26 protein-coding genes are annotated in these 23,019 nt (G+C 41.5%); 16 read left to right on the top strand and 10 right to left on the bottom strand.

Going from position 1 to position 23,019, the window contains the following annotated elements; translation table 11 throughout:
- The first annotated feature begins 7 nt into the window (after positions 1–7).
- The 4 genes from Q7A53_RS14715 (at position 8) to Q7A53_RS14700 (ending at position 3,895) form a co-directional block, all read left to right on the top strand.
- Entirely contained in the window at positions 8–1,036 is a 1,029-nt protein-coding gene (locus Q7A53_RS14715) for a TRAP transporter substrate-binding protein (protein WP_411789938.1), read from the top strand.
- 71 nt (positions 1,037–1,107) lie between these two features.
- Positions 1,108–1,587, top strand: a complete 480-nt coding sequence (locus Q7A53_RS14710) for a TRAP transporter small permease (protein ID WP_411789937.1) — start codon at positions 1,108–1,110, stop codon at positions 1,585–1,587.
- The gene (locus Q7A53_RS14705; RefSeq protein WP_411789936.1) at positions 1,584–2,873 is read left to right on the top strand and encodes a TRAP transporter large permease; all 1,290 of its coding nucleotides are present in this window, start codon (positions 1,584–1,586) and stop codon (positions 2,871–2,873) included. Before Q7A53_RS14710 ends, Q7A53_RS14705 begins: the two co-directional genes overlap by 4 nt.
- A 245-nt stretch (positions 2,874–3,118) precedes the next feature.
- Positions 3,119–3,895: an aminoglycoside adenylyltransferase domain-containing protein gene (locus tag Q7A53_RS14700; RefSeq protein ID WP_411789935.1), complete on the top strand. Its 777-nt coding sequence runs from the start codon at positions 3,119–3,121 to the stop codon at positions 3,893–3,895.
- Here Q7A53_RS14700 and Q7A53_RS14695 read toward each other — a convergent pair.
- Positions 3,865–4,386, bottom strand: a complete 522-nt coding sequence (locus tag Q7A53_RS14695) for a hypothetical protein (protein ID WP_411789934.1) — start codon at positions 4,384–4,386, stop codon at positions 3,865–3,867. The genes Q7A53_RS14700 and Q7A53_RS14695 overlap by 31 nt on opposite strands.
- Positions 4,387–4,401: 15 nt before the next feature.
- On the opposite strand from Q7A53_RS14695, the gene Q7A53_RS14690 reads away from it, so the two are divergent.
- Positions 4,402–4,554: a hypothetical protein gene (locus tag Q7A53_RS14690; RefSeq protein WP_411789933.1), complete on the top strand. Its 153-nt coding sequence runs from the start codon at positions 4,402–4,404 to the stop codon at positions 4,552–4,554.
- A 90-nt stretch (positions 4,555–4,644) separates the two neighbouring features.
- Here Q7A53_RS14690 and Q7A53_RS14685 read toward each other — a convergent pair whose 3' ends face one another.
- Complete coding sequence (locus Q7A53_RS14685) at positions 4,645–5,397, bottom strand: alpha/beta hydrolase (RefSeq protein ID WP_411789932.1); 753 nt, start codon at positions 5,395–5,397, stop codon at positions 4,645–4,647.
- Between the two features lie 49 nt (positions 5,398–5,446).
- Positions 5,447–6,127, bottom strand: a complete 681-nt coding sequence (locus Q7A53_RS14680) for a class I SAM-dependent methyltransferase (protein WP_411789963.1) — start codon at positions 6,125–6,127, stop codon at positions 5,447–5,449.
- A 217-nt stretch (positions 6,128–6,344) separates the two neighbouring features.
- Between Q7A53_RS14680 and Q7A53_RS14675 the strand changes: the two genes are divergently transcribed.
- Positions 6,345–7,385 (top strand): hypothetical protein, encoded by a 1,041-nt coding sequence (locus Q7A53_RS14675; RefSeq protein WP_411789931.1) that lies wholly within the window; start codon positions 6,345–6,347, stop codon positions 7,383–7,385.
- Positions 7,386–7,397: 12 nt separating this feature from the next.
- The gene (locus tag Q7A53_RS14670) at positions 7,398–7,865 is read left to right on the top strand and encodes an NUDIX hydrolase (protein ID WP_411789930.1); all 468 of its coding nucleotides are present in this window, start codon (positions 7,398–7,400) and stop codon (positions 7,863–7,865) included.
- Between the two features lie 140 nt (positions 7,866–8,005).
- Here the strand turns inward: Q7A53_RS14670 and Q7A53_RS14665 are convergent, their stop codons facing one another.
- Positions 8,006–8,110: a putative holin-like toxin gene (locus Q7A53_RS14665; protein WP_411789929.1), complete on the bottom strand. Its 105-nt coding sequence runs from the start codon at positions 8,108–8,110 to the stop codon at positions 8,006–8,008.
- Between the two features lie 840 nt (positions 8,111–8,950).
- On the opposite strand from Q7A53_RS14665, the gene Q7A53_RS14660 reads away from it, so the two are divergent.
- Both Q7A53_RS14660 and Q7A53_RS14655 read left to right on the top strand, forming a co-directional pair.
- On the top strand, positions 8,951–9,352 hold the full coding sequence (locus tag Q7A53_RS14660; protein ID WP_411789928.1) for a GntR family transcriptional regulator: 402 nt from the start codon (positions 8,951–8,953) through the stop codon (positions 9,350–9,352).
- Positions 9,345–10,451, top strand: a complete 1,107-nt coding sequence (locus Q7A53_RS14655; RefSeq protein WP_411789927.1) for a DUF1648 domain-containing protein — start codon at positions 9,345–9,347, stop codon at positions 10,449–10,451. The genes Q7A53_RS14660 and Q7A53_RS14655 overlap by 8 nt, the downstream gene beginning before the upstream one ends.
- Positions 10,452–10,520: 69 nt before the next feature.
- Here Q7A53_RS14655 and Q7A53_RS14650 read toward each other — a convergent pair whose 3' ends face one another.
- The 3 genes from Q7A53_RS14650 to Q7A53_RS14640 all read right to left on the bottom strand — a co-directional run bounded on the left by Q7A53_RS14650 (position 10,521) and on the right by Q7A53_RS14640 (position 13,369).
- Positions 10,521–11,246 (bottom strand): Bax inhibitor-1/YccA family protein, encoded by a 726-nt coding sequence (locus Q7A53_RS14650; protein WP_411789962.1) that lies wholly within the window; start codon positions 11,244–11,246, stop codon positions 10,521–10,523.
- A 169-nt stretch (positions 11,247–11,415) separates the two neighbouring features.
- A complete protein-coding gene (locus tag Q7A53_RS14645; RefSeq protein ID WP_411789926.1) occupies positions 11,416–12,036 on the bottom strand; it encodes a response regulator in 621 nt (206 codons plus the stop codon).
- A complete protein-coding gene (locus Q7A53_RS14640; RefSeq protein ID WP_411789925.1) occupies positions 12,014–13,369 on the bottom strand; it encodes a sensor histidine kinase in 1,356 nt (451 codons plus the stop codon). Before Q7A53_RS14640 ends, Q7A53_RS14645 begins: the two co-directional genes overlap by 23 nt.
- Positions 13,370–13,551: 182 nt before the next feature.
- Here Q7A53_RS14640 and Q7A53_RS14635 point away from each other — a divergent pair, with 182 nt between their 5' ends.
- Genes Q7A53_RS14635 through Q7A53_RS14625 form a run of 3 tightly spaced genes read left to right on the top strand, consistent with a single transcriptional unit; the run spans position 13,552 to position 16,299 of the window.
- Positions 13,552–14,154 carry an anthranilate synthase component II gene (locus Q7A53_RS14635; protein WP_411789924.1) on the top strand — a complete coding sequence of 201 codons (603 nt, stop codon included), beginning with the start codon at positions 13,552–13,554 and terminating at the stop codon, positions 14,152–14,154.
- On the top strand, positions 14,151–15,875 hold the full coding sequence (gene pabB, locus Q7A53_RS14630) for an aminodeoxychorismate synthase component I (protein WP_411789923.1): 1,725 nt from the start codon (positions 14,151–14,153) through the stop codon (positions 15,873–15,875). The genes Q7A53_RS14635 and pabB overlap by 4 nt, the downstream gene beginning before the upstream one ends.
- 55 nt (positions 15,876–15,930) lie before the next feature.
- The gene (locus Q7A53_RS14625) at positions 15,931–16,299 is read left to right on the top strand and encodes a thiol-disulfide oxidoreductase DCC family protein (protein WP_411789922.1); all 369 of its coding nucleotides are present in this window, start codon (positions 15,931–15,933) and stop codon (positions 16,297–16,299) included.
- A 167-nt stretch (positions 16,300–16,466) separates the two neighbouring features.
- Here Q7A53_RS14625 and Q7A53_RS14620 read toward each other — a convergent pair whose 3' ends face one another.
- Complete coding sequence (locus tag Q7A53_RS14620; protein WP_411789921.1) at positions 16,467–17,471, bottom strand: NADP-dependent oxidoreductase; 1,005 nt, start codon at positions 17,469–17,471, stop codon at positions 16,467–16,469.
- A 120-nt stretch (positions 17,472–17,591) separates the two neighbouring features.
- Between Q7A53_RS14620 and Q7A53_RS14615 the strand changes: the two genes are divergently transcribed.
- The 4 genes from Q7A53_RS14615 to Q7A53_RS14600 all read left to right on the top strand — a co-directional run bounded on the left by Q7A53_RS14615 (position 17,592) and on the right by Q7A53_RS14600 (position 20,870).
- Complete coding sequence (locus tag Q7A53_RS14615; protein WP_411789920.1) at positions 17,592–18,821, top strand: GrpB family protein; 1,230 nt, start codon at positions 17,592–17,594, stop codon at positions 18,819–18,821.
- Positions 18,822–18,973: 152 nt separating this feature from the next.
- Positions 18,974–19,702: an alpha/beta fold hydrolase gene (locus tag Q7A53_RS14610; RefSeq protein WP_411789919.1), complete on the top strand. Its 729-nt coding sequence runs from the start codon at positions 18,974–18,976 to the stop codon at positions 19,700–19,702.
- A gap of 40 nt (positions 19,703–19,742) precedes the next feature.
- Entirely contained in the window at positions 19,743–20,069 is a 327-nt protein-coding gene (locus Q7A53_RS14605) for a hypothetical protein (protein ID WP_411789918.1), read from the top strand.
- 27 nt (positions 20,070–20,096) lie between these two features.
- Entirely contained in the window at positions 20,097–20,870 is a 774-nt protein-coding gene (locus tag Q7A53_RS14600) for a DUF4037 domain-containing protein (RefSeq protein WP_411789917.1), read from the top strand.
- 70 nt (positions 20,871–20,940) lie between these two features.
- Here the strand turns inward: Q7A53_RS14600 and Q7A53_RS14595 are convergent, their stop codons facing one another.
- Together Q7A53_RS14595 and adh are read right to left on the bottom strand one after the other, a co-directional pair.
- Entirely contained in the window at positions 20,941–21,309 is a 369-nt protein-coding gene (locus tag Q7A53_RS14595) for a DUF779 domain-containing protein (RefSeq protein WP_411789916.1), read from the bottom strand.
- A 26-nt stretch (positions 21,310–21,335) separates the two neighbouring features.
- Positions 21,336–22,856 (bottom strand): aldehyde dehydrogenase, encoded by a 1,521-nt coding sequence (adh, locus tag Q7A53_RS14590; protein ID WP_411789915.1) that lies wholly within the window; start codon positions 22,854–22,856, stop codon positions 21,336–21,338.
- Positions 22,857–23,019: the final 163 nt, after the last annotated feature.

The raw sequence follows: 23,019 nt of genomic DNA, 5'->3' as shown, positions 1-23,019 counted from the left end.
AATTAGAATGAAAAAATCTTTGTCTATGTTTTGCTTATTATTCATGGTGATTGCAGCCGGCTTAACTGGCTGCAGTAATAGTGACAAGTCTGCAGGTGCATCTGGAGATGGCAAAATTAAAATAGTCGCGGCTCATAACCAGACGTCGCCAGAAAATCCTTACCAAATCGGAATGAAGGAATTTAAAAAAGTAGCAGAAGAAAAATCTGATGGAAATATTGAAGTTGAAGTCCATGCAGGTACATTAGGTACAAGTGAATCAGAACTTGTAGAGAAATTAAAGCTAGGTGCAGCAGATGTCGTGCTGGTATCTCCAGGGTTTATGTCTAAAACAGGTATAAAGGAAATCGATTTATTAGCTCTTCCTTATTTATTTGACAGCTACGATCATTGGGAAAAAGCTGTTGATGGGGAAGTGGGAGACAAGATGGCAGATATCATTAATAAAAAATCTAACAATGACTTTAAACTATTAGGTTATTGGACAGCAGGGGTTCGTCATTATTACGGCAAGAAACCTCTTCATTCTGTAGATGATTTAAAAGGCATGAAATTACGCACTCAAACCTCTGGAGTCGTTGCGAATTATTGGGAGAAAACTGGAGCCATTCCTACATCCGTTGCATGGGGCGAACTTTATCAGGCACTGCAGCAGGGTGTTGTAGATGGAGCTGAAAATGCTTATCCATACTTTGTCCAGCAAAATCATCATAAAACAGAGAACGGGAAGTACATTACAGAAACTGCCCATGACTACACTACAAGATTCTTATTGATTAACGGTAAGAAATTTGATTCTTATTCTGATGAACAGAAAAAGAATGTTCTAGCAGCAGCTAAGGCAGCAGTGAAGAAAGAACGTGAAGCTCTATATGCTCAAGAAGAAGAATACAAACAAAAAGCCATTGATGAAGGAGCAAAAGTAAACCAAATCGATCGTGAGCCGTTTATCGAGCTTGCTAAACCTCTTCAGGATAAAACGGCTAAAAAAATTGGTATGACGGATATGCTTGAAAAAATCCGTGAAATGAAATAACTAAATCAAATAGAGGAAAGAACATAGCATTGTTCTTTCCTCCAATATTCTTTGAGGAGGACAAGCTAAAGATGTTGATCAAACTTCTTGAGAAAGTACAATTAGCTATCGGTGTTTTATTTCTGGTCATCTTCTTTACTACAATTATTATTCAAGTTATCACTCGTTTAGTGGGAATCTCTGCCATATGGACTGAAGAAGTGGCGACCTATTCGTTTATTTGGTCAGTCTTTATGGGAGCATCGATCATGGTAAATAAACGAGAGCACTTTAAATTTGATTTGTTGTTAAAGAAATTAAAAGGCAAACGAAAGAACAGTCTTTATCTAGTTAACGATTTCATTTTACTGCTCTTTTGCGCAGCACTTTTCTACTTTGGGATGGTGGCCGTTCAAAGTTTTTGGAATTACAATTGGGTGTCCCTTCCCCAGATGAAGATGGGATACGTTTGGATCTCAGTTCCGATTATGGGAGGATCCATGATGATTTATAAACTTGGCCATATTATCAATACGGTGAAAAATTTCTCAAGAGAGGGGATCGCAGAATGATCGGACCTATATTAGTCGGAGTGTTTATATTGTTTATGATCATTGGCGTCCCTATTGCATTTGTTATCGGCATCGTGGCTTTACTGGGGATTATGTTTATTCCCTACATTCCTGATGTTACCGTTCCTGTAAAGATGCTTAACGGGCTGGATTCTTTTGTCCTGCTGGCTGTTCCTTTGTTTATTTTAGCCGCTAACCTAATGAATAGTGGAAAAATATCTCAAAAACTCATTGATTTTTCCCTTTCTATGGTTGGCCATATTCGCGGAGGATTAGCCCATGCGAACATACTCGTTTCCATGCTTTTTGCAGGGGTGTCAGGAGCTTCTCAAGCTGATACGGCAGGCGTAGGGAAAATTCTCATTCCTAACATGAAGAAACAAGGATATGATAAAGAGAATGCAGTAGGAATTACAGCCGCTTCCTCTACGATCGGTGTCATTATTCCACCGAGTATTCCTATGATTATTTATGCAGGCTTGACCAATGTCTCTGTAGGTGCTTTATTTCTAGTGGGTATCATTCCAGGAGTCCTAGTGGGCTTAGGAATGATGGCAATCGTGTATGTACTAGCTAAAAAAAGAGGTTATCCCACCTATCAAAAAGCTTCATTAAAGAACTTCTTCAAGCAATTTTTTGAGACAATTCCTGCTTTATTTACACCGGTGATCCTTATTGGCGGCATTATTTCTGGGATTTTTACGGCAACGGAAGCAGCGGCTTTTGCTTCTTTATATACAATTATCGTAGGAATGTTCTATTATAAGACCCTGAAGCTGAAAGATTTTCCAAAGATACTCAAAGATACATTAATGCTGAGTTCCCTTTCATTATTTGCTCTGGCAGCAGCCAATGCACTCGGAGAGTTAATGAGTTATTATCAGCTTTCCTCATGGGCACAACAGTTTTTCACTAACAATATCGACAGTAAGTGGTTATTCTTAGTTGTCATTATTGCATTCTTTTTATTTGTGGGTACGTTTATGGATGCTATTCCAGCAATGATCCTGTTCATACCCGTCATTTTGCCAGTCGCGATCAGCTTCAATATCAGCCCGATCTTACTTGGAATTGTTACCATTATGACACTCGCTGTTGGATTAGTTACTCCGCCATATGGATTGTGTCTACTGTTAGCCGCTAAGATAGGTGACTTACCTATAGAACGATCGTTTAAAGGTGTTCTCCCTTATATAACAGTGGTAGTTGTAGTTCTTCTCTTGGTGGCTTTCATCCCAGGATTTGCTTTTTACCTGCCTCAGCATGTAAGTCCAAATTTATTCTAAATGTCAATTTATTTAGTAGAGACTGAAACAGAATAATTTTAGTCATTTAAATCCGAACGATGAGGAAATGTTAACGACATTCTTCCATCTCTGTTCGGATTTTTTTGTACTGTATGACGTTACTCGTCGGTCGTTACTGGGGAAAAAGAAAATGTAAGACCATGGATTGTTCGTGATGGGAAGATTTCCTGTGCTCGTTGTTATCGTTATAATAAAGCTAAATGCTGAAAGGAGCACTGTCGCTAATGGAAGTTAACCAACTGTTAGGAAAAGCCGTCTGCTTATTTACACAAGAGCTTCGTACAAATTTAACAGGTATCTATTTGCATGGATCGCTGGCAATGGGCTGTTTTAAGAAGGATAGAAGTGATGTAGACCTATTAATAGTAGTAAAAGAGAAGATAAGCGAGAAAACAAAGAGAAAACTCATCGAAGGCACAATCAGGCTGGAGGAACAATGTAAAGTGTACCCACTGGAGTGGAGCGTTATTCTCCAAACAGAAGTCAAAAAGCCTTCTCATCCTGTTCATTTTCTGCTCCATTATTCTGCTTTCCATAAACCTCATTATCTTACTAATCCTGATTATAAATGCGAAGAGGGCAGGGATCCTGATTTGACTGCCCACTTAATGGTTACTTACGAGCGAGGACGCTGCTTGTTCGGGGTTCCGATAAGGGAAATGTTTAAGAAGCCTGAAGAAGCGGACTATTTTCAAGCGATATACTATGATATTCATAATGCGGAAGAGCACATAGCGGAAAACCCTGTTTATTATGTGCTTAACTTGTGCCGGGTTTATCAATATGCATTAACTAAAATGGTCTCTTCTAAGAAAGAGGGAGGGGAGTGGGGAGTAACTTTTTTACCCTCTGAGTATCATCACCTCCTCCGCCTGTCATTGAAGAAATATGCAGGGGAAGGACAAAGTGAAAAACTGCCTGGTCCTTTGCTGAAAAAGTTTGCCGGATTTATGATTCGTGAAATAAAGAATTACTGTTTTTCAGAAATGGGCCGCACATAACCCTCCACCGTAATACGGTCATTCTCTTTTTCAGCGTTGGCCCATTCATTAATTAATTTGAGCAAGGTAAACAGCATAACAACTAGCCCTGAGATTAAGAACCCCTGCGTAGGCTCTGCTTGATAGTATTGGAAACTGATAATGTGATAAACAAAGAAAGCTATGGATGTTAAAGCCAAATAACCAAGCCGCTGCATATAGGGTCTCTGCTTTTGAAACGGACAATTCAGCAGTAAGGGAGCCCAGTAAACGATAGAACAAACCGTTAGTATACCTAAATGGATGATGAAACCAAAAGGGTGAGCAAGCATTAGCGTGACTTCATAGCTAATGACTACTCCAATGAAGAACAAGGCTGCACTGACAATGAGACGTTGGCTGCCATTGACTATCCATCTTAAAGTTCTCCTGAACCAAAGATGGGTGCGATTCGCGTACAGAATCCAACCGGGGACGACAATAAAGGTAATTAAACTTCTAGAGAAATTCATAAGAGGATGCTCATTATGAATAGTAATGAGCAAAATGCCAGCAAAGACGAGAGAAAAGAAAACAGGGAAAAGGATTTTCTTATTGCGGACCAGCACGTGCTGCACTCTCCATCAACTCCTATAAGCTTTGGCGTTACTATTCCCTTATTGATTGAAAATAAACTTTAAAAAGCCGATCCCCTTGGGAGTTAAGACGATTTTCGAGGGGAGAACATAACGGAAAAATAATTACTTGTGGGAAAACTCAAATGTACTGTATTAAAAATGGATTTTCCACCAATGGAGGGCTAATTCTTCCACCTCATCCAGATGAGTCATGAAATCGTGTTCTGCTCCTTGAAGTACCTCTAGCTTTGAATCATCAGACAGCCATTTCATCCCTTGCTGAGTTATGGGCATGAGAATAGCTTCCTCTCCCAACTCCCCATGAACGATGAGCACTGGACACGAAATTCTGCTTAAGAGAAGCTGCTGGTCGCATTCCGAAAAGTCATCAAGCATCTGTTTAGAAATCGTGATATGGTCACGATTAGAATGTTGGACAGGCTGCGTAAGAAATCCTGTGGCAGCAAGCTCATTCAGCTGCGTATCTGTAAATTCTTCCTTCCAGTTATAGTGGACAGGTCCAGTCCCAGCTCCCGTTAGAACCATGGTGGTGATATCTTCCGGCTGGAATGCCTCTAAGCAGACTCTTGCCCCCAAGCTATGCCCATATAGAGCAATCTCTTCGAAACCTTGAGATTTAACAAAAGCAATAGCTGAGCTTAAATCATCGACTTCGTTTTTCAAAGAAAGGGCTGTATCTTCACTATCACCACAGCCTGAGAAGTCAAACCTCAATACGCTGAATCCTGCTTTTGAGAAGGCTTCGGAGAAACGATCAAACCTTCCTTTTGAAAAACGGTTCGACCTGAAGCCGTGACACATGATAATAACTTTTCGCTTGTTTTCCCCTTGTAAGTCTCCTGCTAATGAAAGTCCTTTGGAATTCTTAAAACGGATCTGCTTCACGATTCAGTCTCCTTGTCTATGTAAAAAGTATTCGGTGCTCCTGCCGTGTTTAAACAAAATCATCAAGAGAGGGCTTTACCTTCATTAAAGATGTCCATAAGTAGTCCTCTCCGAAAAGGCACTCAGAAGTCTCCATTTTCTTCATTTTTCTAAATGAAGAAAGAGTAAACTTCTTTTCGAGGATTTCCTTCAGCCTGTCTTCTTGATAACCAATCCCTCCCTGCATATTGAACTGGCGATAAACCTCCCAGTCTGAAATATCCGCACCACCATCAGGGGTGAAACAGACTAACCCAAAATATCCGTTAGACTTTAATGATTCTGCGATAATTTCTAAATAATCGATTCTTTGATGAGGCGGAAGGTGGTGCAGTAAACCGCTGTCGTAAATGAAATCGTAAGAATCAGGCAAAAGGTTCAGCTTGAATACGTCTCCACAGCGATAACGAATGGAGAGGTTTTCTTTCTTCGCTCGCTGACGTGCCCAATTTATAGCATTCTCGGATAAGTCGACAGCTTCTACTTCACATCCTTGTCTTGCCATATACATAGCGTTTCTTCCTGGACCGCAGCCTAGTTCCAGCACGGTCTCAGGTGAGATAGAATGTTTAAAATAATCCACTAGGTTTTCATCCGGGTAAGTGCTTTGCAAGAAAGGAACATCTTGATTACGATCTTCGTAGAATTTCTCCCAGAAGGGCTTGGGTGCACGCATCAATTCATCCAGCATACGATAAAGATCTTGATTATTTAATATTTTTTCGTTCACATTTACCCCTCCAGAACGTTGGAATGATTCGCTATCTTTATCATACCATTTTCCCTGTACAGCCTCCTATGAAATCTTTTGAAGCACTGTGAAGTAATTATTTTTACTTTTAAATTTAAAAATTTATTGCTTTTCAGAGTAATTTATTTTACTATTTAAAGTAATAAGGAGGGACATAATGGAAAATTTTCAATTAAATGTGGCTTTGCTTCGGAGGAGGGTCCCTAATTTAACAAGTGCAGCTAAGTCAGTGGGTCTTCGTCCAGCCACTGTGTCTAATTTATGCAATGGGAAAATATCTATTGGCCGCACAGAGGTCAGGACTTTAGTTGCTCTTGCCACACTCGCAGAATGCGGGCTGGATGAGTTAATTATTCGAGGGGAGAGATTTGAAATGGTGGAGACTGGGGTTAAGGTTCTTGATTTATTTGCACCTTTAGCTAAAGGGGGAACCGCTGGATTGGTCGCACGTCCTGGAATGGGACAGCTCGTCGTATTGGCTGAAATCTTTCATCGGTTAAAACAAGAAGGGTATAAGATTGTCCTGCTTCATCCTGAAGGGGAGTATCCCGAAGTGAACGATATCACTGACGATGTGGATGAAATATGCTGGAGCCTGGAGGATGCTGAGAATCAAGTTAAGCAACTGGGAGAAAATCATGATGTTGTCTTTGCAGCGGACCGTTCCCATGTCTTAACTGGGGGAATGGTACAATTACAGGAAAGCTGGTCTGCCTTATCGTCAGTAACCACCTTTTTACTCGATCTAAAAGGGGAATCGGTTGATGAAGATCTTCCTTATGGCCCCCTTGAAACGTTGTGGCAGTTTGACATTGATTTAAGCAGCCGGCATCTCTATCCGGCAGTTCATCCATTATTCTCCACCTCTACGGTCCTTGAAGGAGCAAATCTTGATCAGACCCATTTCTCCATTCAACAGCGGGCTCAGAGGCTGCTGCGAAGGTATCGGGAACTTCGATCTGTCGTGAATGCAAGCAGTATAACAGCACTTTCCTCTGCAGATACAGAGACTTTTAATCGAGGGGAAAGATTAGAAGCCTATTTGAGCCAGCCTTTTTTTACAGCGGAAGCTTTTACAGGTCAAAAAGGAGAATACGTACCATTTAGGACTACACTAGAGGATGTAAGAAAAATCCTTGATGGTTTAGCTGATAACAAAGGTGTTAAGGAACTAACATATAGAGGCAGTCTTTCATAAGGAAGTGATAACATGGATTATATTACCTACCTAAGATCAATGGTAGGGCATGAGAAAGTACTCATGCCTGTATGCGGGGCGTTAATTTTTGATGAGCAGGGCAGAATCCTGCTGCAGCTGCGCTCTGATACCAACTCCTGGGGAATTCCTGGAGGTTTTATGGAATTAGATGAATCGATTGAAGACACAGCGAGACGCGAAACTATGGAGGAAACCGGGATAAAACTGGGAGAACTGAACTTCTTCGGGATATATTCTGGCTCTGACTTTCACAAGACTTTTCCGAATGGGGACCAGGCCGCTCTCGTACAAATTCTGTTTACTTGCAGGGATTACGCCGGGGACATTCATTTTCATGATCGAGAAACTCTTGATGCTCAATTCTTTTCGTTCGATGAATTACCGGAAGAGATTTTGGAAAAACACCGGATGTTTCTGAAGGATTATCAGGAGAATCCTTCTGGACCAGTCATTGGCTGATGTATAATTGCATAAAATATGGTACACTGTGTGTAGAATAAGAAAGACCGCAGTTTGAGCTGCGGCCTTAACGATAACGATTCCTTCGGGGATCAGCTACTCACTGAGGAATAGACCTCTCCCGTTTGCAGACAGGAGGTCTATTTTTTATTGGTCAATTTTAAGACCAAAGTAAGCAGAGCAATAAGGAAAGTTCCGAACGAAAACAGAACCATAAATACCTCATAGATACTCACTAAAGGCATCACCCCCTTTCTCTGAGAAATAAGGGGGCAGCCGACCTCCGTGTAAGAATCGTTATCTACTTGTTATTGTATCACAGGAAAAATAGGGAAAAGGTCGGAATTTCCTGCATCTTCCTTATTTATCTTCTAGCTATATTCCATAAGCAGGTGAGATCCCACAGGGTCTGTCCGACGAAGCACACTGGCCATACTTGGGAAAGTGCACAAATGGGGATAACCTGGAAGGCGCTCTTTCTTTGCGGTGTGATAGAAGGGAGTTTGGATGCGATAGAAAGAAATTTTGAAGCGATAGATTGTATTTCAAGGATAATGATAAGACGATAGAAAGGGTAAGATGCGATAGAACGAAAGGAAGAGGCGATAGAATCGCTTCGGGAAAAGATAGAATTGAATTTAGCACCGATAAAAGAGAAATAAGGAAGGATAGATTCAATATTCGGAGCGATAGAAAGATTTTGAAACAAGAAAGGTAGTGGTTGAGTGATAAAATAGCTTGTTCCCTTTGCGGTTGAAGAAAATAGAGTCCCTTACCCGAAGGCTCCATTTCCATCATGCGAAGCTTCCCCCATCCATGACACCTACAGAAGTTTCAGGCGAGCAGTCGCTTGATTTTCACCTCCTCAGATAATGACCTCATTTTGTATGATCCCCTGCTGTTATGCCGTCCCAAATTGTCTTATCCCCCATAGTTTGCATCCAATTTTCAAAAGCAGAGGAGCAGCCATTCTAAATCCTGAATTTGGCCCCCTCCCAAAGTTGGGTTAAAATTTATATTGTCATTTTGTTATAGCTGTTATACTATATATATAACAATACAAACAAAAGAGGTGAGATTCATTTGTGTTTATTCATCTTGATTTAGAAGCGAAAGAACCCATCTATACCCAATTAAAAAATGAGATCATTGCCGGAATAGCTAAACAGGAACTTGTTCCAGGAGAAGGGCTGCCATCTGTAAGATCGTTAGCTAAGGATTTAAGCATTAATCTGCATACAGTCAATAAAGCATATCAACAGCTAAAGCAAGAGGGGTTCATTCTGATTCACCGCCAAAAGGGAGTGGTCATCAATCCAGATGGAATTCCTGAAGCAGGTAATGAAGAAATACAAAGAATAAAGAAAGATCTGCGTCCCATGATTGCTGAATCAATTTGCAGAGGAATAGAAGAAGAAGAGTATATAGAGATGTGCCGGATGATCTTCCGAGAATTTAGTGCCAAAGGGGGAAATCGAAATGAATAACGAATTAGCAGCTAGTTTATTGGCCCTCATCTTCATTCCAATTGTGCTCTCCATGATGTTTATTCCATATTGGACTCGAAGAACAGAAAGTTTTGGTGTATCCATTCCAGAATCCTACTACATGCGAGAAGACCTGAGAATCATGCGAAAGCGCTATGTATTTTATACAGGTATCTTGAGTGTTCTTTCATTAGTGATAATTTTTCTGCTGGGTGGTTTATTGGATGAGAGGACTTTAAGTCTTGGGTTCGGTGCAATTACGGTCGTTTATATTATTGCTTCCTTTTTTATTTATTTGTACTTTCATCGCAGGATGAAGACACTGAAAGCAAAGGAAAAGTGGAGTAAAACGAAGACTCAGCAGCTGGTTGTCGATACGAGCTTTAGAAATTATCGCTTAACGTATTCAAACTTATGGTTTCTTATACCGTTGCTGCTTACACTGGTTACAGTCGTATACACATTTCAAATGTATGATAAAATACCAGATCGTTTTCCAATGCAATACAATTTCAGCGGCGAAGTTACCAATTGGGCGGATAAATCCTATAAGACTCTTCTTCTTATGCCGGTGATGCAAATATATTTAACCGTAATCTTCTTATTTACGAATATCGTCATCTCACGGGCCAAACAGCAGGTGAGTGCGGAACAGCCGGAAAGATCTTTAAAGCAGAATCTTGTATTTCGTCGAAGGTGGTCTGCCTTTACGATTTGGTCAGGTATTGGGCTGGTTGTGTTGTTCTCCTTCAGTCAATATACGTTTATATATCCCGTTCATGGAGTCTGGATTATGGTCGTTCCCTTGGTATTTACATTTGCAATTGTGGCAGGTGCTATTGTCCTATCTGTATCTACCGGACAAGGAGGAAGCCGAGTAAAGACGGCTTCAGGATCTGATGGAAGTGTCATTGATCGGGATGATGACCGCCATTGGAAGCTTGGACAAATCTATTTTAACCCTAAGGATCCCGCACTCTTTCTGGAGAAAAGGTTCGGAGTGGGCTGGACGGTTAATTTTGCCCGGCCGTCTGCCTGGGTGATTCTCGTCGTTATTATTGGTCTAGCTGTGGTGCTTCCGTTTCTATTTGGAGCTTAACAATCGACGATAAGAAAAGGCTGTATTTCATGGGTAGTCCATGAAATACAGCCTTTTACGTTTATTATATTATCTCCTGATTTTCTGCAGCAGGCGCAGAATTTCGAAGTATAACCAGACAAGCGTGACGATTAAACCGAAAGCTCCATACCACTCCATATACTTGGGAGCTCTTCCTCGGACACCTGATTCAATGAAATCAAAATCGAGGACAAGGTTCATCGCGGCCACGGCCACAATGAGTAAACTAATGCCGATTCCGATCCATCCACTGGAATGTAGATAGGGAACGGAGGTATGAACAAATAGATTGAGAGCAAAGTCGATCATATAGACTACGAATATCGCTAAGGTAGCAGAAACGACCATCATTCTGAAATTCTTTGTAACTTTAATGATTCTTGTAGCGTAAAGAAATAACAATACACCTAATACAGCAAATGTCAGTCCTGCCGCCTGGATAACAATCCCGGGATACTGGGCTTCGAGAATAGAAGATATACCCCCAATGAAAAACCCTTCCAGTGCTGCGTAAATAGGGGCAGTAACAGGTGCCGCTTTCTTAAAGAAAGCAGTAATCAGCGCAAAGATAAGCCCGCCAATTGCTCCAATTAGCATCATTAGCGTAATATTTACTCCCTGGGAATACTGATACCAGGTGTAAAGCGCTGCTCCAAGCAAGAAGAGAAAGAGAACAGCTGTCTTTCCTACTGTTCCTCCCAGGGTCATTGAACTGCCTGATGCACGTTCTTTTCTAAATGTATCTTCTTTTAAAATTGGATTTCCAGATCTCATCATTTTCCTCACTCCTTCTAGTCACTCTCTATGTGATACGTAATTGGCCATCAGAAGGTTTCACTTCCGTGTTTACCTGTTAAGATAAAATGCCAAACCCATTTATATAAGAAAGCGGAGCTAAGAGGACAGCTTTACCCGCTCCTTTATAGATGATTACATAGAATGACTAATTTGAGTACCATTTGTAAAGTTTCTTCGGACGACCGATTTTCTGATGGCTGACAATCTGCTTTACTTTTCCTTCTTCCAGTAAATGCATCAAATATCGGTAAACCGTCGGGTAAGCTAGGCCGATTTCTTTGGATATTACGTCCACGGAAGTAGGGTCAGGATGATTTTTAAGAAATTCCGCTACTGACTTTAACGTGTTTTTACTGATTCCTTTGGTGGTGAACACATCCTCTTCTTCCTCTTGAACATGCTTCATATTCGCGATTTGCACATGTAATTTAATTCTGGAAATCATATCAGGGGCTTTCACTGGTTTAAGGGCGAAATCGGTTGCCCCTTCCTCGAGGAATTTGTCTGCTACTTCTTGTCGTTCATCTACGGTCAGTACAAGAATAGGAACATATTCGTTTTGTTTGCGAATCTCTCTAACCGTTTGTAAACCGTCCATTTCAGGCATATGATAGTCCACCAGAATGATGTCGTAAGAATCTGCTTGGAATTTCTTCATTCCTTCGCTGCCATTTTCAGCGGTCTCTGATTCCCATCCTGCATGCCGGCAAAACTCTGTAAGCATGTAGCGCAGGGATTCATCATTATCTATGATTAGTATTTTCATAACGTACTCTCTCCTTTGGAAAATGGATCCAAAACGTGGTGCCGAGTCCATCTTTACTTTTAATCGTTAATTCGGCATCATGTTCCTGTACTACATTCTTTACAAAAGCAAGTCCTACCCCGGGGTGGGCTTTCGTACTGTACCCCGCGTTCCATATTTTGGACACTTCAGAAGGCTTGATTCCCGGCCCGTTGTCTTCAATTCCTATTAATATACCTTCATTTTCTACTTTCGTTCGAATAGTGACGCGGGCATCTTCCTGGCCCTCTACTGCGTCACTCGCATTATCAATTAAGTTAACAAGTACTCGCGTCATGCGGATCTTATTTATATAAATTTCAATATCTTTCTCCGCCTGTAAATCAAATGCGTAGATAGTGGCTGAATCTGATAGCTTATTGGCTCGCATATAGGAAATAAACGCCTTCAGTGTACACCAGTTTCGTTTTTCATGATATAGAATTTCTGAAACCATATCACTGGTGGATTGAATAGACGATGAAATCTTTTCTGTGTATTCCTGGATTTCTGGATCCTGATTTTTCATTTGGATTAAGGAATTTAATCCTTCCATTAAAGCTAACGGAGTTTTTAAGTCATGCACGAGATGAAGGGCTTCGCGGCCTGATCTCGATTCTACCATCTCAAGTCTTGCGATATCGAGGTCTTGTCTCATCTTCCATTTCTGTTCAGAAACGGTCAGATAGACTGCAAGAATGGCGGCATTGATAATAAATACGCCGCATAAAACAAGGCTGTAAAAGGAAAGGGTGACGCCGAAGCCTAGCTCCACAGCCATATCTTTAATATCTGAGGATACGACGCCGTTTCCAAAACCAAAGTGAGTCAGAAAAATTACTGTATCGAGCCATTGAAAACCAAAAAGTAATTGAGATAAGACGACGGCTTTAAACAGCGGACGGAGCTGTCCCTTCCCTAATAATTGAAGAGCTGTTATAGCTGCCAGTAAGAGGAGGGCAGGACCACCGAAGTCATAATTCACTGAATTGTATCCGTTAATAGTCACATAAACAAGCGGGATGATGACAATAGGGAGAACTGCTTTCAGCCAGGGCATATCAAGCTTTCTCCCAAGTTCATCTCCGAGAAGTAGAGCTCCAATATAATGAGGCAATGCCCGTACCGTATTTAACATAACAAGCACAAAGGCAGCTATCATTAATGTATTGCCAGAAGGAGAACTGTGTAATTCCTTCATTAAGTGGGTGAGGCCGACCACATCTGGAGCCAGCCATAGTGGCATAGATATGCCTAATAGAATTAAACCAATCTTTATCCAGACGCTTTTCGATCGAACGAGCTCCTTCATCATTAGTAATCCCCTGCCTAGACCAATCTTTCTTTTATTCTAATACACGAAGAAAAGATTTTCGATCCTTTTTTACTTAAAAGCGTTAATCGGATATTTGCTTCTTTTCTTGGGAACTGGGCATTCACTGGCAACACCTAGTATAATGGAGACAGATAACTCTATATAAAGAGCAGGTGCTTGAGATGATCTTGATGATTGATAACTATGATTCGTTCACTTATAATCTATTTCAATATTTTAAACAAATGGATGATGAGGTTCTTGTTTTCCGAAATGATGAGGTCACATTACAGGAAATGGACGCTTTGAATCCCGATCTTATTGTTTTGTCCCCGGGTCCTGGAAGTCCATCTGAGTCAGGGATATGCCGTGAAGTTATAAAATCTTATTATTTACACACACCGATCCTGGGGATTTGTTTGGGACATCAGCTAATCGTCGACTTCTTTGGCGGTGAGATTAGGAAAGGGAAACAGCCAGTGCATGGAAAAGTGACGGCTATTCGTCATGATGGAAAGTTTTTATTTAGGAATATCCCAGCCTCTATCCGTGTAACAAGGTACCATTCTTTGGTGATAGCGGAAGATAATTTGCCGTCAACTTTACAGATAAGCGCCATATCTGAAGATAATGTAGTCATGGGTGTGCGCCATGCAGAGGCTCCGTTAGAAGGGATTCAGTTTCATCCGGAGTCCATATTAACCGAATACGGATTTGAAATGCTTAAGAACGCTTATGAGCAGGCTGTGCAATTTCAAAGAAATCGAATGGAGGTCTGCCGATGAATCCTTTGATGGTGTTCGATTTTGCAGATGACAAAGGAAATAACCAGCAAATCTCCTTTGAGAAACCAATCTCTGTAGTCACTGCCAACTCTCTGAGTGAGGTAAAGACTGCGTTTCATGAAGTTGAGAAGCAGTTAGCCAAGGGGAATTATGCAGCAGGGTTCGTTTCTTACGAAGCTGCTCCAGCATTTGATCGTGCGTTTCGGGTGCATAAGCAGTCAGAGTGGCCGCTTGTGTGGTTTGGAATTTTTGATGAACCAGTGGAGGAGTTAAAAATTTCAGAAGGGGAATATCAGCTTTCTCAATGGGAAATGGAAGGAACATTCGCAGATTACCAGACGGGAATGAAGAAGATTAAAGAAGCGATCGAAGTTGGAAATACCTATCAAGTGAATTACACTACACGACTGCGGTCCCATTTTAAAGGGAATGCTTATTCCTTTTATAAGCAGCTGTCCAAGAACCAGCAAGCCCAGTATAGTGCTTTCTTACAATTGGGCAATCGTAGCATACTATCTGCTTCTCCAGAATTATTTTTTAAAAGGCATGGTAATCAGCTGACAGCAAAACCCATGAAAGGTACAGCGAAACGCGGCCGATGGGCAGAGGAAGACAAGCAGCAAATGGACCATTTAGTGGAATCAGAAAAAGAAAGAGCGGAAAACTTGATGATTGTCGACCTGTTAAGAAATGATTTAGGCAGAGTAGCTGTTCCCGGGTCGATACACGTGCCAAAACTCTTTGAAATAGAAACGTACCCAACGGTTCATCAAATGACCTCGACCGTTAACGCTGCTTTACTAGAAGAAACTTCTATACTCCAAATCTTTCAGGCTTTGTTTCCTTGCGGCTCGATCACTGGGGCCCCGAAAGTTCGAACGATGGAATATATTGCTGCGTTAGAAACCTCTGCCAGAAATATTTATTGCGGGGCAGTCGGGTATATAACACCTACGAAAGAAGCGGTGTTTAATGTTCCTATCCGAACCGTTATGATTGACCATCGAACAGGAGAAGCCGTATACGGGACGGGCGGAGGGGTTACATGGGATTCAACACCGGAAGCGGAATTCCACGAACTTCAGACAAAGGCAAAGTTCCTAACTGAAAAACGACCGGAGTTTGATTTATTAGAGACGATGAAGCTTGAGGAAGGGCAGTTTCCGCTCCTGGAGTACCACCTGAACCGTGCCGGCAAGTCTTCAGCGTATTTTAATCGGCCATTTAACGATGCGGATATAAGGATACAAACAGACAAACTTGCTTCTGAACACCCCCAAGGAGTTTATAAAGTACGGCTGTTATTAGATGCAGCAGGTGACTGTAAACTTACAATCAGTCCAATTTCTGAGCCTCCACTAAAGGTGAAGGCGTCGCTTGCTTCTGAGCCTGTAAATGAACATGATGTTTTTCTTTTTCACAAGACGACCCATAGACAAGTATATAATCGCCACAATCGGAATGATGTGTTTACAGTGCTGCTTTGGAATCAGAAGAATGAGCTTACGGAGTTTACAATGGCTAATTTAGTAGTCAAGCATCAAGGGGAATTCTACACCCCGCCTGTAACGTCTGGACTATTAGCGGGAACTTACCGGGAAAGGCTGTTAGAGGAAGGCTTCTTAAAGGAAAGGAAATTAAATAAAGAAGATCTCGGAAGCTTCGAGGAAATCTGGATGATTAATGGTGTTCGGGGCTGGGTGAGAGTGGAGATGGTATGACTAGCGGTTTATTTAACCGCAAAAGTGTGAAAAGTGGATATAAGGAGGTATGAAAATGAAACATATCGTTTTTTATGATGCTCAATGTCCCTTTTGCTTTAACGTAAAAAGGATACTAAGGAAATTTGACTGGTTTCATCAAATTAAATGGGTAGCCGTTCAAGAAGTGGAGGAACGCGGGGGTTATCCTTATTTAGAAGGCCGCAATACACTTGATGAGATCCACATGCTTACGAAAGAAGGTGAAGTGAAAGAAGGGTATTACTCCATTAGAAAACTCCTCCTGGCTTTACCTCCATTTGCTTTGTTAGGGCTGCTTTTATATTTGCCGGGTATGGACCGCGTTGGCTCCCCTGCCTATAAGTGGTTTTCCGCTCACCGTTATCAATGGTTCGGCCGTTATGATATTCCTAGGTATGCTTGAAAGTCTCCCTAAGATGGAGGCTTTTTTAATAGAGGACTTAGGTAATGAACTAAACAAGTTCCATAAGCCTGTGTTTTCTTAATTTGTTATAATAAAAAGAAAATGAAGCGTGAACACCTCTTAAGGATATTCACGCTTCATGAGTACCGCTGGCACGGTAATTTTATTTAATTCGAAGGTTCTGCGACTTTAACAAGCTGTTTACCCAGGTTCTCCCCTTTAAAGAGACCAAAGAAGGCATCGGGAATGTTCTCAAACCCTTCTTTCACCGTTTCTTCATAGGTTAATTTGCCTTCTTGCAACCATTTGGATAAGTGCTCAAAGCCTTCTTTATACCGATCCTGATAGTCAGCTACCACGAATCCTTTAATAAGAGCACTGGACTTGATGAGATAGCCTTGGATGCGCGGTCCCTGATCATTTTGAACGTTATAGGACGAGATGGCCCCGCACTGAACGATCCGAGCGAATTTATTCAAGCGTGGATAGATGGCGTCAGCAATTTCGCCTCCCACGTTATCAAAGTAAATATCAACTCCGTCTGGACACGCTTGTTTAACGGCTTCGCGTACATTTTCGGTTTTGTAGTTAATGGCAGCATCGGCTCCCAGTGTGTCAGTCAGGTAGGAAGTTTTTTCGTCAGTCCCAGCAATACCTATCACTCTGCAGCCGAGAATTTTTCCTATTTGTACAACAGTAGAACCTACAGCACCTGCTGCCCCTGAGACGACAAGAGTTTCTCCCTGCTTAGGGCTTCCAATATCAGTTAATCCGAAATAAGCGGTTAAGCCTGGCATACCCAGGATACCGAGGGAAGTAGTGACAGGTCCGAGCTTTGGATCTACTTTTCTTACAGATTCTCCATTAGCGGTGGAATATTCCTGCCATGGAAGAGCGCCAGTAACAATATCCCCTGCTTGGAAGTCCTGATTATTTGAATCTACTACTTCAGCAACAGCACCTCCAGAAATGGGTTCATTAAGCTGAAATGGAGCAATATAAGATTTCGCATCACTCATACGTCCTCGCATATAAGGGTCAACGGAAACGTATAGGGTTTTAAGTAAAACTTCACCTTCTGCAGGTTGAGGTTGGTTGCTTTCTACAATCGATAAATGTTCATGATCCGGAGTTCCTTCTGGCCGTTTAACAAGATGGATTTCACGATTCATAGTGTTTCACTCCTTCCAAATTTAATACAAATCTATTGTACCTCGGATGGGGAAGACTAGTAAAAAATATTGACTCATTACTATGCTCCTTTGAAAACGATAAGCAGGAGGGTTTACCTAATGAATAAGCGTGTCCGCTTTTACCCGGAGCACCATTTTAGAGAGCAAGCTGAAAGAGTTTATCAGCGTCATAGAAATAGAATACTAGCTACTTTTCCACAAGCTGAGATTCACCATATTGGAAGCACTGCCGTCGAAGGCTCATTAACCAAAGGGGATGTAGATCTCCAGGTGAGAATTCGAGAAGAACAATTCCTGCCCTGTAAAGGATTCCTTCTGCATCATTACTCCATAAATACAGGAAGTACTCAAACTCATGATTTTTGCGCATTTGAAACAAACCACGAAATAGCAGTAGGAATTCAGCTGACCGTCAAAAACTCATCTTCTGATTTCTTCTTCAAAATGACACGTTTTTTCGTCGAAAACCCTGCTTATACCCAGGATTATAATCAACTGAAGAAGGACTATGACGGTGCAGATATGGAAGATTACCTGCAAGCAAAAGCTGCATTTTTAACCCGCATGCAAACTTCTGAAAAATATAAACAACTGCTGTGTAAACTAGATTTGTATCAAAAAGTGAAATTTGTGGAAGGTGAAAACTTTGTAACTATTGAGGAGACAAAGCATTTAACCACTGAAGAACTCCCTGAACTGATTCACCACTTGGCTGAGGATCCTATTTTGAAAAAAGTAAACCATCTAAGCATTGTAGTAAAGCATCCATATTCTAGTTCTATAGAGGAATGTATGAAGAAACATGGTTTTTCCCACCACGATACGATGATTACTGTGAAAAAGGACTTAGCCTACCACCAGAAGAGAGATTGCCCATTTACATTTAAAAGTCTGCCTGAGATTTCGGAAGAAGCATTTATTCTAACCTGGGAACGTTGTATGAGCGGTTCTTTAAACTCCCCCTCGTATTTAAATATGAAGGAGCAAATGGGAAGTATAAAGAAAGAGATTGGACCAGCTTACGAACAAAGCTGTAAAATCGCCTATGAAGGAGATCAACCGGCAGGGGTGGTCATTCCTCATATTGAGGAAGGGACGAAAGTTGAGGGACGGCTTTTCTATTTCGGAATGATGCCAGAAGCACGTGGGAAAGGCAAGGGAGCCCTGCTGCATTATGAGGCGCTGACTATTTTAAAAGACGAATTTAAGGCATTGTATAATGTAGGAGGGACAAGTATCCATAATATCCCTATGCAGAAGGTTTTTCTCAGAAACGGCTGTGAGGAAGAGGAAAGAAACAGTGTGTACCGCCGTTCCATGGAAGGATGAGCTTCGCTTACTAGTGAAGGACATTTCCTAAGGTGCCGCGTTAGGAAAAGTTATCCTTGTTCTTAATAAGGGTAAAGAACCAGAAGAGAGAATCCTATTTTCATTACTAAGAGGGGCTGCTATAGACGCATACTAGAGACAGGAGGGCCGGAATGATTTTACATACGAATGTGACTGGTGAAGGTGAAGCCATGGTGTTTCTCCATACAGATCTTCAAACAGGCAAGACTGATTTCCAGTTTCAGCAGGACCATTTTAACCAGACCTATCAAGTCATCGCCCCAGATTTAAGAGGGCACGGCAACTCGTTCAGTGAAAATTTCAATAATTATTTTCATGATAGTGTATTAGATTTATTGGAAACGTTGGAGAGTTTGAATATTTCTCAAGCACACTTTGCTGGCAATTCACTAGGTGCTTTGGTCGCTATTTTATTTGCTCAAGACTATCCACAATACGTAAAGAGTTTAACAATCTCCGGGATTATTCCCTACAAGCCGAATCAATGGAAGAAGCTCCATCATAAAGAAGTGGACAAGCAACGGCAGCTTCTTAGGAATGAGGCGTCAGTGGCATATTTTAATCAGCTTCATAACACCAACTGGCGTGAGATTATTTACTTGGAAAGAAATGAAAACTGGTATCCTTTTGCAGAACTTAAATTCCTTCCTGCGATGAATGTACCTGTCCTCTATATCGCAGGGGATAGAAACGTCCACGAGCTTTCAGGGGTCACTCAATTTTCAGCTTCTAACCATTTTCATGTGGCTGTGCTGCCTTTTGCCTCCCAATTTACCCACACAGATCAGCCGGAATTATACACCGCCATTTTAGAAGAATTTATTCTAAAGTACGCTCACTCTATGAAAGAGATTCGTTGAACTTTCATCCTCTGCGTAGAAAAGGGAAGGAGAGTTTCAATTGAAAGAAGCAATCTATTGTCATAAATGTTCACATGAAATTATGAAGAGAGAGAAGCTTGCCGTCGCTGGGCTGTTATTTTTTCTAGCCCCCTATCATGAAGAGTGTTTCGCAAGAGAATTGAAGGGACCTGCTTCTTTATTTATGAGGAACCAGCCGGTTAACAGCGCATTTGGTACGGTTTTTGCCATCATTAGTTTTTTCTTATTAGCAGGTGTGCTGATATTAACTGAGGGATACACGAAATTATTTTCCGTCTTTTTCGTATTTCCGATCGTTTTTCGACTGCTTGCCTACTTTTTATACGAAAGATATGTTCCACGATAATCAGCTGTTTGGAGGAGTTACACTGTAATGAAATTAAGGAATATCGCTCATGAAATTGGAAAGCTGTATAGCCGAAACGAAAAAGTTTCGGCTGTTCTACTAGCGGGTTCTGTCTCAAGAGGATGGGAAGATGGTCACTCTGACATTGAGCTTCATGTCATTTGGAATCAATCTCCCTCATCGGAGGATCGAATGGAAGTTATCAGAAGGGTGAATGGGGTACTTAAAAGTTTCTATCCCTATGAGGATGAAGAGTGGTCGGAAACTTATTGGTACAATGGGGTGAAAATGGAGATCAGTAATTTTCTATGCCAAACCATTGATAAAACCATTGATAGAGTAACAAAAGAATATTCCACTAATTTAGAGGATCAGTGCTTAGTGGCAGCTGTTCATGATGGAATCCCTTTGCACGGAAATGAAAAGATAAGTCAATTCAAACACAAAACGGCAGTGTATCCCGACGGTTTAAAACGCGCCATGCTAACTGAAAATATGGAACTCGGGAGCAGATGGGATAGCAGGGTAGCTCTACAGTCCCGTGGAGATTATCTCATGCTTTATGACTTAATGGCAGCAGTAGAGAAAAAAGTAATGGCACAATTATTTGCCCATAATAAGTTATATGTTCACCATCCAGCCTTTAAGTGGCAGAGAAAGTCCTTAGAACAGATGTCCCGTGTACCTGAGGGGATAGGAAGGCGACTGGAGCAAGTGTTTATAAGTGATGTGGAATCCGGTCTGAGAGAACTAGAAACCATTGTAGGGGAAGTAGAACAACTAGTGATTGCAGATCTTTAAGTGGATCAATCATCTCCGCATTTGGTGTTAAAAAAAGACTCGCACAGATTTCTGTGCGAGTCTTTTAGCTTTAAACGGTTCCTTCAGCTTTTAGTTCTTTAAATTCTTCATCAGAAAAAGCCCGGGAACGAGATAAAAATCGCTTTCCCATTACTCCTTCTAAAGAAAACATTCCGCCTCTGCCATCCACAACATCAATGATGACTTGCGTATGCTTCCAGTATTCATATTGCTTCTTGTTCATATAAAAAGGTGTGTCTCCAATTGTTCCAAGCAGAACATCCTGGCTCCCTGTTAGCAGATCACCTTCAGGGTAGCACATAGGAGAGCTGCCGTCACAGCATCCTCCTGATTGATGAAACATCAAGGGACCGTGTTTTTCTTTTAACTCTTCTATTAATTGGAGGGCGGAATCCGTAGCGGTTACACGTTGTACCAATATCGGTCACCTCCTCTGCGTGTAGTTTAAAAGAATCCTAGTTTCTGCGGGCTGTAGCTGACTAGCATGTTTTTTGTCTGCTGATAGTGATCCAGCATCATCTTATGGTTTTCACGGCCGACACCTGACATTTTATAGCCTCCAAAAGCGGCATGAGCAGGGTAGGCGTGGTAGCAGTTCGTCCAGACACGGCCCGCTTCTATCTCACGTCCAAACCGGTAGGCAGTATTCATGTCACGGGTCCATACACCAGCTCCGAGGCCGTATAACGTATCGTTTGCAATTTCCAATGCCTCTTTCTGGTCTTTAAAGGTAGTGACTGAGAGTACTGGTCCGAAAATTTCTTCCTGGAAAATTCTCATGTCATTTTTTCCTTTAAACATCGTTGGCTGAACATAGTACCCCTCTGAAAAATCACCATCCAATGAGTTTCTATCTCCACCAACCAGGCATTCAGCCCCTTCTTCTTTACCAATGGCTAAATAGGACATAATCTTATCCATTTGTTCTGAAGAAGCCTGGGCACCCATCATAACTTCTGGATCCAGCGGGTTTCCTGTTTTAATAGCTTTCACTCGTTCAAGCGCTTTTTCCATAAACTTATCATAGATAGATTCCTGGATTAAAGCACGAGAAGGACAAGTACAAACTTCACCTTGATTTAAAGCAAACATCACCATACCTTCAATGGTTTTATCAAGGAAATCGTCATCTTTACTCATCACGTCTTCGAAGAAAATATTCGGCGATTTGCCCCCAAGTTCCAGTGTTACAGGGATAATATTTTGAGAAGCATACTGCATGATCATTCTTCCGGTTGTGGTTTCACCGGTAAAGGCGACTTTATTAATTCTTGGATTGGAAGCAAGTGGTTTTCCAGCTTCTAATCCAAATCCATTGACGATATTTAACACCCCTTCAGGAAGCAGATCGCCAATGAGGTCCATCATATAAAGGATAGAAGCAGGTGTCTGCTCTGCCGGCTTTAATACAATGGTATTACCAGCGGCCAGGGCAGGAGCAATCTTCCACACACCCATTAAAATCGGGAAATTCCAAGGGATGATTTGTCCAACGACCCCAAGAGGCTCGTGAAAATGGTAAGCAATCGTATCCTGATCTATTTCTCCAATCGAACCTTCCTGTGCTCGAATGACTGAAGCGAAATACCGGAAATGATCCACAGCCAGGGGAAGGTCTGCATTCAAAGTTTCTCGAACGGCTTTCCCATTTTCCCAAGTTTCGGCAACGGCTAATTGTTCCAAATTTTCTTCCATTCGATCGGCAATGCGATTTAAGATAACAGAGCGTTCCGTAGCCGAGGTTTTCCCCCAGGAATGCTTTGCTTTATGAGCAGCATCTAAAGCAAGTTCAATGTCTTCTTCGGTTGAACGCGCTACCTGACAGAATGCTTTACCTGTTACAGGAGTGACATTATCAAAGTACTGCCCTTTAACAGGGGCAGTCCACTTGCCGCCTATAAAATTATCATATCGTTCTTTAAATTGGACGATCGCACCTTCTGTGTTCGGAAATGCATATACCATCTCATTCATTCCTCCCATTCATATATAAGTGCAAACGCTTACAAAATTCGCTATGTAAATAGAATTGCACTTAGTTTGAAGCTATCATGCTGACGGAATTTTGTCAATTATTAGATAATTTGGATGAGAAAACAAGATGAGGTCACCTGAAAGAGTAAGAGTG

This window comes from Halobacillus rhizosphaerae, from assembly GCF_046719735.1.
GTDB lineage: Bacteria > Bacillota > Bacilli > Bacillales > Halobacillaceae > Halobacillus_B > Halobacillus_B rhizosphaerae.
Note: the sequence above shows the minus strand (reverse complement) of the source record. Positions and strands in the feature narration are given on the sequence as shown.